Source organism: Lichenicoccus roseus, assembly GCF_005844085.1.
Lineage (GTDB): Bacteria > Pseudomonadota > Alphaproteobacteria > Acetobacterales > Acetobacteraceae > Lichenicoccus > Lichenicoccus roseus.
Genome location: NZ_VCDI01000003.1, coordinates 94,613 through 108,178, shown reverse-complemented (window position 1 = coordinate 108,178; position 13,566 = coordinate 94,613). Strand labels below are relative to the sequence as shown.

General features: G+C 69.5%; 14 protein-coding genes. 6 read left to right on the top strand and 8 right to left on the bottom strand.

Going from position 1 to position 13,566, the window contains the following annotated elements; translation table 11 throughout:
* Positions 1–22 precede the first annotated feature (22 nt).
* The 7 genes from FE263_RS09820 to nadA form a co-directional block, all read right to left on the bottom strand.
* Positions 23–1,090 carry a glycosyltransferase gene (locus FE263_RS09820; protein WP_138325833.1) on the bottom strand — a complete coding sequence of 356 codons (1,068 nt, stop codon included), beginning with the start codon at positions 1,088–1,090 and terminating at the stop codon, positions 23–25.
* The gene (locus FE263_RS09815; protein WP_138325832.1) at positions 1,087–2,010 is read right to left on the bottom strand and encodes a glycosyltransferase family 2 protein; all 924 of its coding nucleotides are present in this window, start codon (positions 2,008–2,010) and stop codon (positions 1,087–1,089) included. The genes FE263_RS09820 and FE263_RS09815 overlap by 4 nt, the downstream gene beginning before the upstream one ends.
* Before the next feature lie 5 nt (positions 2,011–2,015).
* Positions 2,016–3,167, bottom strand: a complete 1,152-nt coding sequence (locus tag FE263_RS09810; protein ID WP_138325831.1) for a glycosyltransferase — start codon at positions 3,165–3,167, stop codon at positions 2,016–2,018.
* The gene (locus FE263_RS09805; RefSeq protein ID WP_205880330.1) at positions 3,164–4,546 is read right to left on the bottom strand and encodes a glycosyltransferase; all 1,383 of its coding nucleotides are present in this window, start codon (positions 4,544–4,546) and stop codon (positions 3,164–3,166) included. The genes FE263_RS09810 and FE263_RS09805 overlap by 4 nt, the downstream gene beginning before the upstream one ends.
* 152 nt (positions 4,547–4,698) lie before the next feature.
* Entirely contained in the window at positions 4,699–5,553 is an 855-nt protein-coding gene (nadC, locus tag FE263_RS09800; RefSeq protein ID WP_138325830.1) for a carboxylating nicotinate-nucleotide diphosphorylase, read from the bottom strand.
* Positions 5,550–7,100, bottom strand: a complete 1,551-nt coding sequence (locus tag FE263_RS09795; RefSeq protein ID WP_138325829.1) for an L-aspartate oxidase — start codon at positions 7,098–7,100, stop codon at positions 5,550–5,552. Before FE263_RS09795 ends, nadC begins: the two co-directional genes overlap by 4 nt.
* Complete coding sequence (gene nadA, locus FE263_RS09790) at positions 7,097–8,074, bottom strand: quinolinate synthase NadA (RefSeq protein ID WP_138325828.1); 978 nt, start codon at positions 8,072–8,074, stop codon at positions 7,097–7,099. Before nadA ends, FE263_RS09795 begins: the two co-directional genes overlap by 4 nt.
* A 250-nt stretch (positions 8,075–8,324) precedes the next feature.
* Between nadA and FE263_RS09785 the strand changes: the two genes are divergently transcribed.
* Positions 8,325–8,999 (top strand): hypothetical protein, encoded by a 675-nt coding sequence (locus FE263_RS09785; RefSeq protein ID WP_138325827.1) that lies wholly within the window; start codon positions 8,325–8,327, stop codon positions 8,997–8,999.
* Positions 9,000–9,017: 18 nt separating this feature from the next.
* Here the strand turns inward: FE263_RS09785 and FE263_RS09780 are convergent, their stop codons facing one another.
* The gene (locus tag FE263_RS09780; RefSeq protein ID WP_138325826.1) at positions 9,018–9,659 is read right to left on the bottom strand and encodes an HD domain-containing protein; all 642 of its coding nucleotides are present in this window, start codon (positions 9,657–9,659) and stop codon (positions 9,018–9,020) included.
* A gap of 118 nt (positions 9,660–9,777) precedes the next feature.
* On the opposite strand from FE263_RS09780, the gene FE263_RS09775 reads away from it, so the two are divergent.
* The 5 genes from FE263_RS09775 (at position 9,778) to sdhD (ending at position 13,553) form a co-directional block, all read left to right on the top strand.
* The gene (locus FE263_RS09775; RefSeq protein ID WP_138325825.1) at positions 9,778–10,794 is read left to right on the top strand and encodes a GlxA family transcriptional regulator; all 1,017 of its coding nucleotides are present in this window, start codon (positions 9,778–9,780) and stop codon (positions 10,792–10,794) included.
* A 46-nt stretch (positions 10,795–10,840) separates the two neighbouring features.
* On the top strand, positions 10,841–11,428 hold the full coding sequence (locus FE263_RS09770; protein WP_138325824.1) for a chemotaxis protein CheB: 588 nt from the start codon (positions 10,841–10,843) through the stop codon (positions 11,426–11,428).
* Positions 11,429–11,545: 117 nt separating this feature from the next.
* Entirely contained in the window at positions 11,546–12,577 is a 1,032-nt protein-coding gene (locus FE263_RS09765; protein ID WP_138325823.1) for an aspartate-semialdehyde dehydrogenase, read from the top strand.
* Between the two features lie 123 nt (positions 12,578–12,700).
* Complete coding sequence (sdhC, locus tag FE263_RS09760; RefSeq protein ID WP_138325822.1) at positions 12,701–13,141, top strand: succinate dehydrogenase, cytochrome b556 subunit; 441 nt, start codon at positions 12,701–12,703, stop codon at positions 13,139–13,141.
* A gap of 49 nt (positions 13,142–13,190) precedes the next feature.
* Entirely contained in the window at positions 13,191–13,553 is a 363-nt protein-coding gene (sdhD, locus tag FE263_RS09755; RefSeq protein WP_138326282.1) for a succinate dehydrogenase, hydrophobic membrane anchor protein, read from the top strand.
* The last annotated feature ends 13 nt before the right edge of the window (positions 13,554–13,566 follow it).

The window sequence follows — 13,566 nt, the reverse complement described above, 5'->3', positions numbered from 1 at the left end:
GCCGCAGTAAGCCTTGAGAGTTCTAAAGCCCGTGCTGGATCGCCCGTACGGCGCCATACAAGCGTTCGCAGTTCTGTAGCCAGGTGTCGCGGGTGAACAGCCGCATCACCCGTTGGCGAGGCACGAGCCTGTCGATCCGCAGGGCCTGGGGGATCGCGGCGGCCAGGGCTTCCACATCGTCCGGTGGCGCAAACACACCCGCCTCGGCGACGATCTCCCGCGCGGCGCCACGATCGAAGCTCGCCACCGGAAGCCCGCACGACATTGCCTCGACCGCCACCAGGCCGAACGGCTCGTCCCAGCAGGGCGTGAACAGGAACAGCGACGCGCGCCCGACCTCGCCGGCAAGCGCGGCCGCATGCAGGTGCCCGCCGTAGCGAATGCTTCCCCCGAGTGCCGGCTTCACCACCGCATCCCAGTAGTCGCGCTCGTCGATCGAGCCGAACAGCGTCAACGCGATCCCGCTGCGCCGGGCGGCCTCGATCGCAAGGTGCGTGCCCTTGTTCGCGTTGATCCGGCCGCACCATACGGCGCTGCCATCGCCCTGCGCCTGGAATGGCCAGGCGGTCGGGTCGATCCCGTTATACAGCACCGACGCCTCCGCCGGCGGACCGTCCGGAAACCAGGCGTGCATCTGCGCCGCCGACGTCACCGTCAGGCGATGGTGCGGCCCCGGGCTCGCCTTGACGAACCAATGCAACGCATCGAACGGTGGCACATGCAGCGATGTCAGTGTCGGCACGCGGTCCGTGCGGTCCCGATGCAGCGGAAACCGGTGCAGGCTGTTGTTATGCACCACGTCGAAACCACCAGCCGCGATGCGGTCGCACGCCGCCTCGTAACCGGCATCGACATGGGCGATCAGCGGCGCGCTGCCGCGATGCTCGTGCCACGGGAATGTCCGCTCGTAATGCTCGGCCAGCACCGAATCGATGGTGAAGCGCCGGTCGCTGTCGCCTGATGCGAACAGCACCACCTCGTGCCCGCGCGCGGCGAGCCCGGCGGCGAGGTGCCAGCAATGCGCCTCCATGCCGCCCATGAACGGTTCGGCGATCGGCTGACGCACATGCGCGAGAACCGCGATCCTCATGCAGCGGCGGTATCGGCCTGCCGGACGCGCTCCTCCAGCAGCCGGATCACGCTGGTGGTGTTGGCGTAGGGCTGGTGGCTCAGCTGCCCGGTCAGCGCGAGGTCGGCGGCATCCGGACGGCGCAGGATGCGGATCGGCGCGCCCGGCGTATCGTCGATCAGTCCCATCAGGCGGAACGCGTGCAGCCAGTGGCCCATCGTGCGGTAGCCCCACTTCGCCTCGAACACCTGTGCGTTGCGCACCACGCTGTCGAGATGATGGACCGGCGGCATGTGATGCCGGTGGTACTGGTGATAGGCGAGCGCACCACGGGTCCAGGCGATCGGCACCCCTCGCCGGTCCAGCAACTTGCCGAAATCGGTGTCCTCGCCGCCGTAGCCGAGATAGCGCTCGTCGAAGCCGCCCGCCGCCAGGAAGGTGGCGCGCCGCATCGCGAAATTGAGCGACCAGAAGCAGCGATAGTCGTTGCACAGTTCGAGCCCCTGCGCCGGTGGCCCGCGCCGGTCGGAATGCCGCACCGCGACCGCGGCGAAACCGTCCCACGTCCATCCCGGCATGGTTGCCTCGCCAGGCAGGTACAGCACCTCGCCCATCAGCAACCCGTCGAGCGTGTCGAGTCCACGCGCATAATCCGCGATCATGCCGGGGGTCGGGATGCAGTCCATGTCGAGGAAGATCACCGCATCCCCGATCGCCGCGCGAACTGCCGCGTTGCGTGCCGAAGCCAGCGGCAGCGCGTCGCCGGGGATCATGATCTGGCGTATCGGGAAGCACGCCGCCGGAAGCTCGTATCGCGTGTCCTGCATGACGGCGACGACCAGTTCCGCCGGCGCATGGGACTGCTGGCTCAGCCCGACGATCATGTTGCGCAGGTGGTCAGGCCGTCCCTTGGCCAACGTCACGACCGACACGCTCGTCATTGTTCTCAGGCTCCCGTCAGCATGGTTGGTGATCCGGCGGACACCGTCCTGAGGGTCGGCGCCGGCCAGAGCGTGGCCGCCAGCTGCTCCAGCCAGGCGGCGGCTTGTTCGGCGGGGCGTTCGGCGATCAACGCGCGCTGCCGGTCGGGACGATGCGACTGCAGCGTCTGTGCGAGCGCGTCCCGCCACGCGTCGGCGGAAGACGGCAGATGCGGCCGGACACAGGCGACGCCGGCGGCGGCGAGTGCCTCGGCCTTGCGGTGCTGCTCGTCGAAATAGCGCCATTCCGGTATTGCCAGCCACGGCCGCGCCGCAGCCAGGATCTGCTGGCATGTGGTGTTTCCGGTCGAGGCGACGACCAGGTCGGCGGCGGCGACGTAGGACGCCGCATCCTCCACCCAGCCGCGATGCTCTATGTTGGCCGGCTCGGTGGCGTGCCAGTCGCGCTGCACCGGGCCGATGGTAAGCCAGAGCGCATCCGGCCGGCAGCGGGCGCCGATGCCGAGCGGCGCCTGGGTGAAGCCGTTGCCGCCGCCGCCTGCCATCACCAGGATCACGGTCCGGCCTGGATCGATGCCGATACGCCGGCGGGCAGTCCCGCGATCCGGTCCCCTGGTGTCGACACCCAGGCCGCCGGCGAAGCAGGTGCGCGCGCGCAGCGCCTGGTCCCATTCCGGCTGCGCAAGGGCTGCGTCGAACGGCGCCAGCAGGCCGGCGGCGCCGTCATAGGCAGCCTGGTGGCCGGCATCGCCACGGTTGCCGTGCTGGAGCACCTTCACGTGCGGCACGCTGCAGATGCGCGCCAGTTGCGCCACCTCGGCGGAGACGTCGCAGATCATCAGGGCAGGATCGGCGCTGTCGAACCAGGCCACCATCGTCGCCATGGCGCGGCGGATCGACGGCCAGCCGAGCGGAGCACAGTGCAGCGTCGCCGGTGTCGGCACGTGATCCATCGTCGTGGCTTCGTCGCCGCGCGGCTCGAACAGCGACGGGATCGGCACGATCAGCACATTCGGCGGCAGATCGGGAAAGATGTCGTCGCGGGCGCAGAACACCGTAAGCGGGCGGGCGGGCGGGAGTGCGTGCGCGATCGCGGAGCAGCGTTCAGCGTGCCCCCTGCCCTGGTGATGCACGAAATATCCGAACGGACGCATCATGCCGCGGCAACGCGACCGGTTGACTGGAGGCGCGGCTGGCACAGGCCTGCGTAGAGCGATACCGAAAGCCTGGCATAGCGGTCCCAGTCGTAGTGACCGACATGGCGCAGCGCCGCCTTCGAGAGGCGCCGATGCAGATCCTTGTCGGAACTGATTTCGAGGCACGCCGCCCCTATTGCTGCCGGATCGCACGGGTCCACCAGCAAGCCATGGCCGAGGGTGGCGACGATCTCGGACGGACCGCCATGACGGGTCGCCACCACCGGCACGCCCGCCGCCGCGGCCTCGATCAGGGTCAGGCCGAACGGCTCGTGCAGCGCGGCATTCACGAACACGCCGCCACGTGCGGCCTTCGCGTAGAGGGCCGCGACATCGTCGGCGTCGTGGCAAGGCGGCAGCGCCATGCATCCGCGCAGGCGCTCGTCGTCCTGCAGTCGCTCGAGCTCCCCGACAACCTCGGCTTCCTCCGCCGACGCCGCGCCGGTGCGCTGGCCGGCCAGGATCACCAGGTTGGCGTGCTCGATCAGCGCCGGCGTCGCGAGATAGGCGTGCACCAGGCCCGCGAGGTTCTTCTTGCGGACCGGCCGCGCGATCGCCAGCACGATCGGCTTTCGCGGATCGCGCAGGCGCTCCAGCAGCCTGGCGGCAAGCCGCGTCTCCTGGCCTGGTCGCGCCCGCCGCGGGACGCCGGGCGGCAGCGTCATCGTGCGGGCGGTCGCGCCGGCGACGCCGTACGCCCGGACCTGCCGTTCCGCTTCGTCGCGGGTGGAAACGATGATCGCGTCCGCTTGCGCGATGGCAAGCCGCTCTGCCTCGATGCGCGTATCGAGGCCACCGCAGTCCGGCTGCACGATGCGCTTATCGATGGCCAGCGCATGCGGTGTGTAGACGACCGGGATGCCGAACCGGCTGCGCGCCGCCAGCGCCGCCGCCGCCGCATCCGAGAAATGCGCATGAATGACATCCGGCAGGCGTGGCGACGACGCCAGATGCGCGCAGAACGCCTCGATGAAGTCGGGCAGGTCGAGCGCCAGTGCCTCCTTCTCCAGGTATTCGCGACGGCCGGTGGCGATGCGGTCGATGCCAATTCGTTCACCGAGCGGCTCGTGCGGCCGATCGTGGGCGGTACCCAGGCGGGCATCCTCGAACAGCCGGGTCACGATCGAGACCCGCTCGACCTGCTGCAGCCTCGCCTGCGCCAGGGCTGCTTCCAGCACGTAGGCGATGTGCCCGCCGGTGTCCGCGGTCACGCCGAACAGCACCGGGGGTGCCTTCAGACAGCCTCCGAGCGCCAGATGCATGATGTACAGGTGTGGATCGCTGTCCGGGGTTGCGGCCTGCCGCTCGATCCCGTCCGTGGCTGCGCTAACTTTCGGCAAGGTCAGGCATCGGGCCCGGACCGCGACGTCGGCAACACTCCGCAGCCTCTTGTCGCATCGCAACCCCCCATCGCCACATTACGCCGCAATGCGACGTTAAGTTGCCGGAAGGTGCGCCGTGTGTCCGGTCGAAGGCGCTGCGCCGCCGCCGCTCAGCCCGGTCCGACCTCGTAGTCGAGCCCGACATCCAGCACGGTCACGCTGTGCGTCAGCCAGCCCGCCGAGATCAGGTCGACGCCGGCCTCGGCAATGGCGGGCGCGGTTTCCGGGGTGATCCGGCCGGACGCCTCCGCGATCCCCTGGCCGCCGATCATGGACACCGCCTCGCGCAGCATCGCCGGGTCCATGTTGTCGAGCAGGTAGGCATCGGCGCCGACCGACAGCGCCTCGCGCAGCTGCTCCAGCGTATCGACCTCGACCTCGATCTTCACCAGGTGGCCGATCGCCTCGCGCGCCCGCAGGATCGCCACCGCGACGCCGCCGGCCATGGCGATGTGGTTGTCCTTGATCAGCACCGCGTCATCGAGGCCGAAACGATGATTGGCGCCACCGCCGGCCCGCACCGCGTATTTCTGGATCGCGCGCAGGCCGGGCGTGGTCTTGCGCGTGCAGCTGATGCGCGCCCTGGTGTGCCGCACCGCCTCGACAAGCCGCGCGGTGGCGCTGGCGATGCCGCTCAGGTGGCACAGGTAGTTCAGCGCCACCCGCTCGCCCATCAGGATGCCGCGCGCCGGGCCCTCGATGCGGGCGATCACGTCGCCCGGCTGCAGCCGGCTGCCATCCTCGATCAGGGTGCTGAAGCGCAGCCGCGGCTCGACCAGGGTGAAGGCAAGGCGCGCCAGCCCGATGCCGGCCAGCACGCCGGGATCGCGCGCCCGCAGCACCGTGCTGGAGACCAGATCGGCCGGCACCACCGCGTCGGTGGTGATGTCGCCGGCGCGGCCGAGATCCTCGAGCAGGGCGGCGCGCGCCAGCGGCTCGAGCATGATGTCGGGCAACGGCGTCATGACGCGCGCCGCCGCATGGTGGCCGGGGCGGCGGCAAGCGCCTCGGCAGCGGTCCAGACGCGGCGGACCGCCGGCTCCTGCCTTGCCGGATGGTCGGTGCGGCAATGGCCGCCGCGGCTCTCCTGCCGGGCCAGGGCGCATTGCGCGATCATCAGGCCGAGCAGGGCCGCATCGCTGGCTTCGGCGAGTGGCGCCAGTGCCGCGATGGCGCGGTTCAGGCCGTCCGCGTCGCGCAGCACGCCGACATCGCGCGACAGGATCCGGCGCACCGGTTGCAGCGTCGCGTCCGAGCCGGCCGGCCGCGAGGCAACCGGCGTGGCACGCACCGCCAGCCGCGCCGGCTGTTCGAGCAGGCTTGCCGCGACCCGCTCGCCGCACACCGCAGCTTCCAGCAGCGAATTGCTGGCGAGCCGGTTGGCGCCGTGCAGGCCGGTGCAGGCCGCCTCGCCGCACGCCCATAGGCCAGGCAGCGAGCTGCGACCGTCGGCGTCCACCGCTATGCCGCCCATGTGGTAGTGCGCCGCCGGCCGGATCGGGATCGGCATGGTGGCGGGATCGATGCCGTGCGCGCGGCAGGCGGCGTCGATGCCGGGGAAACGCGTCCCGAAACGCGCGCCGAGCGCCGTGCGTGCATCGAGGAACACGCCGTGTCCGGCGGCGAGATGATGCCAGACCGCGCGCGACACCACGTCGCGCGGCGCCAGCTCGTTCTCCATGAAGCGGGCGCCGGTCTCGTCGACCAGGGTGGCGCCCTCGCCACGCACCGCCTCGCTGACCAGGCTCATCGGCGTGGCACCTTGCGGTCCGGCGTCGACGGCGAGTGCGGTCGGGTGGAACTGGATGAATTCGAGATCGCCCAGCGCCGCACCGGCGCGGGCCGCGATGGCGAGGCCGGAGCCGGTCGAGCCGAGCGGATTGGTGGTGTCGAGGAACAGGCCGCCGGCACCGCCGGTGGCGATCACCACCTGCCCGGTACGAACCAGCTGCACGCGGTCGCCGATGCGGATCTCCGCGCCGGACACCACGCCGTCGGCAACCTGCAGGCGCACCAGGACGGCACCTTCCAGGACGGTGATGCACGGAGTGGCGCGGACCGCCTCGGCCAGTGCGCGCACGATCTCGGCGCCGGTGCCGTCGCCGCGTGCGTGCACGATGCGACGGCGCGAATGGGCGGCTTCCAGCCCAAGCGCCAGGCGGCCCTCGCCGTCACGGTCGAAGCGCACGCCATAGCCGGCGAGCCGCTCGATGGCGCGCGGCCCGCCTCCGACGATGGCGCGCACCGTATCGGGGTCGCACAGCCCGTCGCCGGCGGCCAGCGTATCGGCCACCTGCAGCGAGACATCGTCATCGTCGCCGACGGCTGCCGCGATACCGCCCTGCGCCCAGCCGCTGGAGGCCTCGCGGGTCAGCGGCGCCATGCTGAGCAGCAGGCAGGGATGCGGCGCCAGGCTCAGCGCCGCCATCATGCCGGCGAGGCCGGCGCCGACGATCACCGGCACGTTGTTCGGCAACGCTACCGGCGTCGTCAGGGTGCGGACGCGGGTCATAGCGCGAGCATCCGCTCGACCGCCTGGCGCGCCCGGACGGCAAGGTGCGGCTCGATGCTGACCTCGTGGGTCATCGTTTCCAGGCTATGCCGGAGGGTGCCGAGCGTGATCCGCTTCATGTGCGGGCACAGGTTGCAGGGCCGCACGAACTCGACGTCGGGATGCTGCACGGCGAGGTTGTCGCTCATCGAGCACTCGGTGATCAGCACCACGCGCGACGCCTTTCCGCTGGCGACGTAGTCCGACATGCCCGCAGTGGAGCCGGCATAGTCGGCCTCGGCGACCACCTCCGGCGGGCACTCCGGATGCGCCAGCACGATGATGCCGGGGTTGTCGGCGCGCAGCCGGCGGATCTCGGCCGGCGTGAAGCGCTCGTGCACCTCGCAATGGCCGGCCCAGGTGATCATCTTGATGCCGGTCTCGTTGGCGATGTTCTGCGCGAGGTACTCGTCGGGGATCATGATCACCCGGTCGCTGCCAAGGCTCTCCACCACGCGCCTGGCGTTGCCCGAGGTGCAGCAGATGTCGCTCTCCGCCTTCACCGCCGCCGAGGTGTTGACGTAGGTCACCACCGGCACGCCGGGATAGCGCTCGCGCAGCAGCCGCACGTCGGCGGCGGTGATGCTCTCGGCAAGCGAGCAACCGGCGCGCAGGTCGGGGATCAGCACCCGCTTGGTCGGGTTCATCAGCTTGGCGGTTTCGGCCATGAAATGCACGCCGGCCATGACGATGACCTCGGCATCCACCGTCTGCGCCTCTCGGGCCAGCGCCAGGCTGTCGCCGACGATGTCCGACACGCAGTGGAAGATTTCCGGCGTCTGGTAGTTGTGCGCCAGGATGACGGCGTTGCGCTCGCGCTTCAGGCGCAGGATCGCCTCCACGTCGTCCTCGAACAGGCGCCATTCCGCCTGCGGCACCACGCGACGGACGCGCTCGTAGAGGGCGTCGGATCGTGTCGGCAGGTCCTGCAGCATCGCGTGTCCTTAATGCTCATGTTGAGCATAACCTGGGCCATAAAAAGACGCCGAGATGGCGCTGGTTGTTATGCTACAGATGAGCATAAGCACGTCAAGCCGGATTTCAAGGGAACGCGGCTCCGCGGCGGACCGTCATCGGGCAGGCAGACCCGATAGAATTCGCGCTTTCGTTCCGTTCGCGCTACGATCCTGGCATGGCGCACCCGGTCAGGCGCCGGGGGGATCCCGAGTGGCGGACAGGCTGTCCATGATACGGACCGGACGCCGGGACAGGAACCTCTATACCCAGTTGCTGGACAACGCGCTGGACCGCGCCGTGGCGCTGGACGGCAGGCTGTCGGCCGCCACCCTCGGCATGACAGGCATGTCGGGGCGGTCGTACCGGATGCTGGTCAACAACCTGGTCGCCTCCGTGCCGGATGCGCGCTACCTCGAGATCGGCTCCTGGATGGGCTCGACCGCCTGCTCCGCGATGGAGGGCAACAAGGTCCGCATCATCTGCATCGACAACTGGTCGCAGTTCGACGGGCCCAAGGACGCCTTCCTCGCCAATGTCGCCGGCTGCGTCTCCGAGCATGTCGCCTTCGGCTATATCGAGCGCGACTTCCGGCAGGTCGACTACACGACGATCGGCCGGTTCAACATCTACCTGTTCGACGGCCCGCACAGCCCGCAGGACCATTACGACGGCGTGTCGCTGCCGCTGGTGGCGCTGGACGAAACGTTCTTCTTCATCGTCGACGACTGGAACTGGGAAGGCGTCCGCCTCGGCACGGCGCAGGCGTTGCGCTCGGCCGGGCTCACCACGCTTTACTCGATCGAGATCAGGACTACCCAGGACGGCAGCCACGCCGCCGCGTGCCAGCAGAACAGCGACTGGCACAACGGCTACTTCATCGCGGTGCTGCAGAAGCCGCACTGACGGCATTGCGCCGCGCGCTCACCCCAGCCAGGCGGAGCCGCGTATCACGCTGCAGAAATTGCCGCGCACGAAGCCCGGATCCTTGTCGGCCAGCACGTCGGCCTTGACGTTGCCGAAGGTGGTGCCGGGCTTGTGCCGGATGCCGTCGTAGAAGGCCTCGATGATGTCCTCCTTGAAGCCCGGCGTGCGCGGATGCTCGTGCACCACCGCCTCGCGCTCGGCCTCGTCGTATTCGCCGTAGGTCAGGCCGAGCACGTCCATCTCGACGCCGGCGGTGACCAGCGCCACCACCGGATGCATGTGCTTCGGGATGCCGGGCGTGGTGTGCAGCGCGATCGCGGTCCAGACGGTGTCGATGTCCGACGGCGCGATGCCGCGGCTGCCGAGGAAATCGCGCGCCGCGTTGGCGCCATCCACCTCGAAGCGCTCGTGCGGGCTGCTGTGGCGGGGGATCAGCCCGATATCGTGGAACATCGCGCCGGCATAGAGAAGCTCGGCGTCGAAGGCGAGGCCACGGCGCAGGCCCGCCAGTGCGCCCCAGTAGAACACCCGGCTCGAGTGATGGAACAGCAGCGGCGACGCGGTGTCGCGCACGAAGTCCGCGATGTCGCGCGCCAGCCTGCTGTCCGGAATGGCGACGCCGTTGATGGGAAGTGTCATCGATCCTGTCCTGTCGTTGTGACGTGGACACCACCGTACGGCGGGCGCACCATGGCAGCAACGAACGTCATGCGACGATTCCTGCCATTATGGCGCCGAAGCCGACAGGTGAACGATCATGGAGACGAGCGCGCCTGCCGGGCGGCGCCAGCGCGGGACGCGGACAGTGGCGATCCTGGCGATGCCCGAGGTCCAGCTGCTCGACGTCTCCGGGCCGCTCGACGTGTTCGCGGAAGCCAACGTGCAGGCCGGGCGTCCCTGCTACCGCCTGCTCGTGGTCGCCGGCACCGCGGGCCCGATCCGCAGCTCGTCCTCCGCGCGGCTGCTGCCGGACCACGTCATCGGCGATGCCGGCATCGGCGCGATCGACACCCTGCTGGTGGCGGGCTCGGCGGACGCGGCGACGATCGATCCCGATCCCGCCGCGGTCGATTGGGTGCGCCGCACCGTGCCCGCCACCCGCCGCCATGGCTCGGTGTGCGCCGGCGCCTTCCTGCTGGCGGCGACCGGCCTGCTGGAGGGGCGGCGCATCACCACGCACTGGGCCGTCGCCGGCCGGCTCGCCGAGCGCCATCCGGGGGTGATCATCGAGACCGACGCGATCCACGTCCGGGACGGCCGGCTGCGCACCGCCGCCGGGGTCACCGCCGGGCTGGACCTTGCCGTCGCCCTCGTCGAGGAGGATCTCGGGCGCGAGCTGGCGCAGAAGGTCGCAGCACAGCTCGTCATGTTCTTCCGGCGGCCCGGCGGGCAGCTGCAGTTCAGCCGCGGCCTGGAAACGGCACCCGCCGGCCGCGCCGCGCTGCAGGAGGTGCAGCGCTGGGTCGCGGCCAACCCCGCTGCCGACCTGAGCGTGGCCGTCCTTGCCGACCGCACCGGCCTGAGCCCTCGGCACTTCGCACGGTTGTTCCAGAGCGAGGTCGGGATGACGCCGGCAGCCTGGGTCGAGGCCACCCGCATCGCCGCCGCGCGCCGCCTGCTGGAGCACGGCCACGAGAGCCCGAAGCAGGTGGCGGCGCATTGCGGCTATGCCGACGCCGACACGCTGCGCCGGGCCTTCCTGCGCCAGGTCGGCGTGACTCCGGCCGAATATCGGCGCCGCCATGCGCATGCCGGCGAGAACAGGCTAGGCTGAAGCAGCCGGTCGTGCGCCGGCGCCCCGTGGAGAGGAAGATCGGCTCATGGACGCAGGCCAGCGGCGAGACAGTTTTCCGATCGTCTGCGTTGGCGGCTCGGCCGGCGGACTGGACGCCTACACCCGCCTGCTGGGTGAACTGCCGTCCGACCTCGGCGCGGCCGTGGTGATCGTCAATCATCTCCGCCATTTCGCCACCCGGCTGCACGAGATCCTGCCGCGGTTCACCGACATGCCGGTCGAGCTGATCACCGAGCGCCTGTCGATCGAGCCGGGCCGCGTCTTCATCATTCCCGAAAACCGCGACCTGCACGTGCTCGACGGCGAGTTCCGGCTCAGGCCGGTCTCCAAGCCGAGAGGATGGCCGGACGTCATCACCGTCTTCCTGCAGTCGCTGTCGCAGCACTGGCACGGCAAGATCATCGCCGTCATCGTGTCCGGCTACGACGGCGACGGCGCGGCGGCGCTGCGCAGCATCAAGGACGCCGGCGGCACCACGATCGCCCAGCAGCTCGAGACCGCGCTGCAACCCGACATGCCGCACAGCGCGATCGACACCGGCTGGATCGACTACGTGCTGTCGCCCGAGCAGATCGCCGGGAAGATCAGGCAGATCACCGGCGAGGCCGCGTAGGGCAGCCGGCGGGGGACGCCAAGCCGGCGGGGCGCTTGCGCCTGGCTCGCAACGCTTGCTACCCCGAGGCCCGCCGCCCATCTTTGCTGCCGGGCGCACGCGCATCAGGGGAACATCATGGGGTATCGGGTAGCCGTCGTCGGCGCCACCGGAGCGGTCGGGCGCGAAATCATCAAGACGCTGTCCGAACGCGAGTTTCCCGTCGACGAGATCGTCGCCCTCGCCTCGCCGCGCTCGACCGGCCAGGAGATCTCGTTCGGCGACAAGACCGTGCTCAAGGTGCGCAACCTCGAGACCTTCGACTTCCAGGGCTACGACATCGCGCTGTTCTCGCCAGGGGCCGCGGTCTCGGCGGTGTATGCGCCCAAGGCGGCGGCCGCCGGCTGCATGGTGATCGACAACACCAGCCAGTTCCGCATGGACCACGACGTGCCGCTGGTGGTGCCGGAGGTGAACCCGGACGCGCTGAAGAAGAGCCTCAAGCGCCGCATCATCGCCAACCCGAACTGCTCGACGATCCAGCTGGTGGTGGCGCTCAAGCCGCTGCACGACCTGTTCACGGCCAAGCGGGTGGTGGTCTCGACCTACCAGGCGGTGTCCGGCGCCGGCAAGGAGGGCATGGACGAGCTGTTCACCCAGTCCAAGGGCACCTTCGTCAACGACGCCATCACGTCGGAGCAGTTCACCAAGCAGATCGCCTTCAACTGCATCCCGCACATCGACCGCTTCATGGAGGACGGCTCGACCAAGGAGGAATGGAAGATGGCGGTCGAGACCCGCAAGATCCTCGACCCGGACATCGCGGTGTTCGCCACCTGCGTGCGGGTGCCGGTGTTCATCGGCCATTCCGAGAGCGTGGTGGTCGAGTTCGAGGAGCCGGTGGATCTCGAGGAGGCGCGCCGCGTGCTGCGCGACAGCCCCGGCGTGATCCTGCACGACCATCGTGACGATGGCGGCTACGTCACCCCGGTCGAGTGCGTCGGCGAGGATGCGGTCTATGTCAGCCGGCTGCGGATCGACCCCTCTGTGAGGAACGGCCTGGCGTTCTGGTGCGTCGCCGACAACCTGCGAAAGGGCGCTGCGCTGAATGCCGTGCAGATCGCGGAAACCATGATCGCCTTCGACCTGTTCGACCGCAAGGCGGCCTGAGCGGGGCGGTTTGCTGCACGGCAAAATCAGCGGGTCAGCTTCATTGACCCTTCACCGGCCCGGGCGTAGGACCGATCCACCGCCGGACCAACCGGACCCTGCAGGAAAGCAACCGACTGCGTCATGAAGGATATCCGCGACGCCCAGTACGTGGCGCACAGGAGCGACGGCAGCATCGTCCGCCGCCCGATGTCCCCCCACCTGCAGGTCTATCGCCCGCAGCTCACCTCCGTCCTCTCGATCGGCAACCGGCTGACCTCGATCGCCATCTCCGCCGGCACCCTGCTGCTGGTCTGGTGGCTGGTCGCCGCCGCCAGCGGCCCCAAGGCCTTTGCCACCGTGCAGCACGTGATCGCCAACCCGATCGGGCTGCTGGTGCTGTTCGGCTGGACCGTATCGCTGGTCTATCATTTCTATGCCGGCATCCGGCACCTGGTCTGGGATAGTGGCCACGGCTTCAGCCTGCCGGCGACGCATCGCAGCGGCTGGCTGACCGTCGGCCTCACCGTGGCGACCACCCTGCTGGTGTGGGCGATCGGGCTCAGCCTGTGGCTGGGAGCCTGATCCGGTGAGCGAGAAATCCGCAGAGGCGGTTGCCGACCGGGTCCGGGTGATGCGCTCGCAGCTTGGGCGGGCACGTGGCCTCGGGGCGTCGAAGTCGGGAGTGGAGCACTGGTGGGTCGAGCGTGTCACGGCCATCGCGCTGGTGCCGTTGACGATCTGGTTCATCGTCTCGGTGCTGACCCTGCTGCATTCCGACCAGCCGGAGGTGCGGCAATGGGCCGGCCGGCCGGTCAACACGGTGCTGCTGCTGGCAACCGTGATCATGACCTTCCATCACATGCAGTTGGGCCTGCAGGTGGTCATTGACGACTACGTCAAGAAGAGCCACCTCGCGGTAACCTTGTTGAACAAGGGTGCGGCTCTGCTGCTGGGGCTGTTCTCGATCGTCGCAATTCTCAAGATGGCGTTCTAAGACGCCGGGAACG

What these genes read in the sequence shown, in the direction of transcription:
- FE263_RS09815 (WP_138325832.1), bottom strand. Translation starts at nt 2,010, where the DNA reads ATGACGAGCGTGTCGGTCGTGACGTTGGCCAAGGGACGGCCTGACCAC.
- FE263_RS09765 (WP_138325823.1), top strand. Translation starts at nt 11,546, where the DNA reads ATGGGGTATCGGGTAGCCGTCGTCGGCGCCACCGGAGCGGTCGGGCGC.
- FE263_RS09775 (WP_138325825.1), top strand. Translation starts at nt 9,778, where the DNA reads ATGGAGACGAGCGCGCCTGCCGGGCGGCGCCAGCGCGGGACGCGGACA.
- FE263_RS09795 (WP_138325829.1), bottom strand. Translation starts at nt 7,100, where the DNA reads ATGACCCGCGTCCGCACCCTGACGACGCCGGTAGCGTTGCCGAACAAC.
- FE263_RS09810 (WP_138325831.1), bottom strand. Translation starts at nt 3,167, where the DNA reads ATGATGCGTCCGTTCGGATATTTCGTGCATCACCAGGGCAGGGGGCAC.
- sdhD (WP_138326282.1), top strand. Translation starts at nt 13,191, where the DNA reads ATGCGCTCGCAGCTTGGGCGGGCACGTGGCCTCGGGGCGTCGAAGTCG.
- nadC (WP_138325830.1), bottom strand. Translation starts at nt 5,553, where the DNA reads ATGACGCCGTTGCCCGACATCATGCTCGAGCCGCTGGCGCGCGCCGCC.
- nadA (WP_138325828.1), bottom strand. Translation starts at nt 8,074, where the DNA reads ATGCTGCAGGACCTGCCGACACGATCCGACGCCCTCTACGAGCGCGTC.
- FE263_RS09820 (WP_138325833.1), bottom strand. Translation starts at nt 1,090, where the DNA reads ATGAGGATCGCGGTTCTCGCGCATGTGCGTCAGCCGATCGCCGAACCG.
- FE263_RS09785 (WP_138325827.1), top strand. Translation starts at nt 8,325, where the DNA reads ATGATACGGACCGGACGCCGGGACAGGAACCTCTATACCCAGTTGCTG.
- sdhC (WP_138325822.1), top strand. Translation starts at nt 12,701, where the DNA reads ATGAAGGATATCCGCGACGCCCAGTACGTGGCGCACAGGAGCGACGGC.
- FE263_RS09770 (WP_138325824.1), top strand. Translation starts at nt 10,841, where the DNA reads ATGGACGCAGGCCAGCGGCGAGACAGTTTTCCGATCGTCTGCGTTGGC.
- FE263_RS09780 (WP_138325826.1), bottom strand. Translation starts at nt 9,659, where the DNA reads ATGACACTTCCCATCAACGGCGTCGCCATTCCGGACAGCAGGCTGGCG.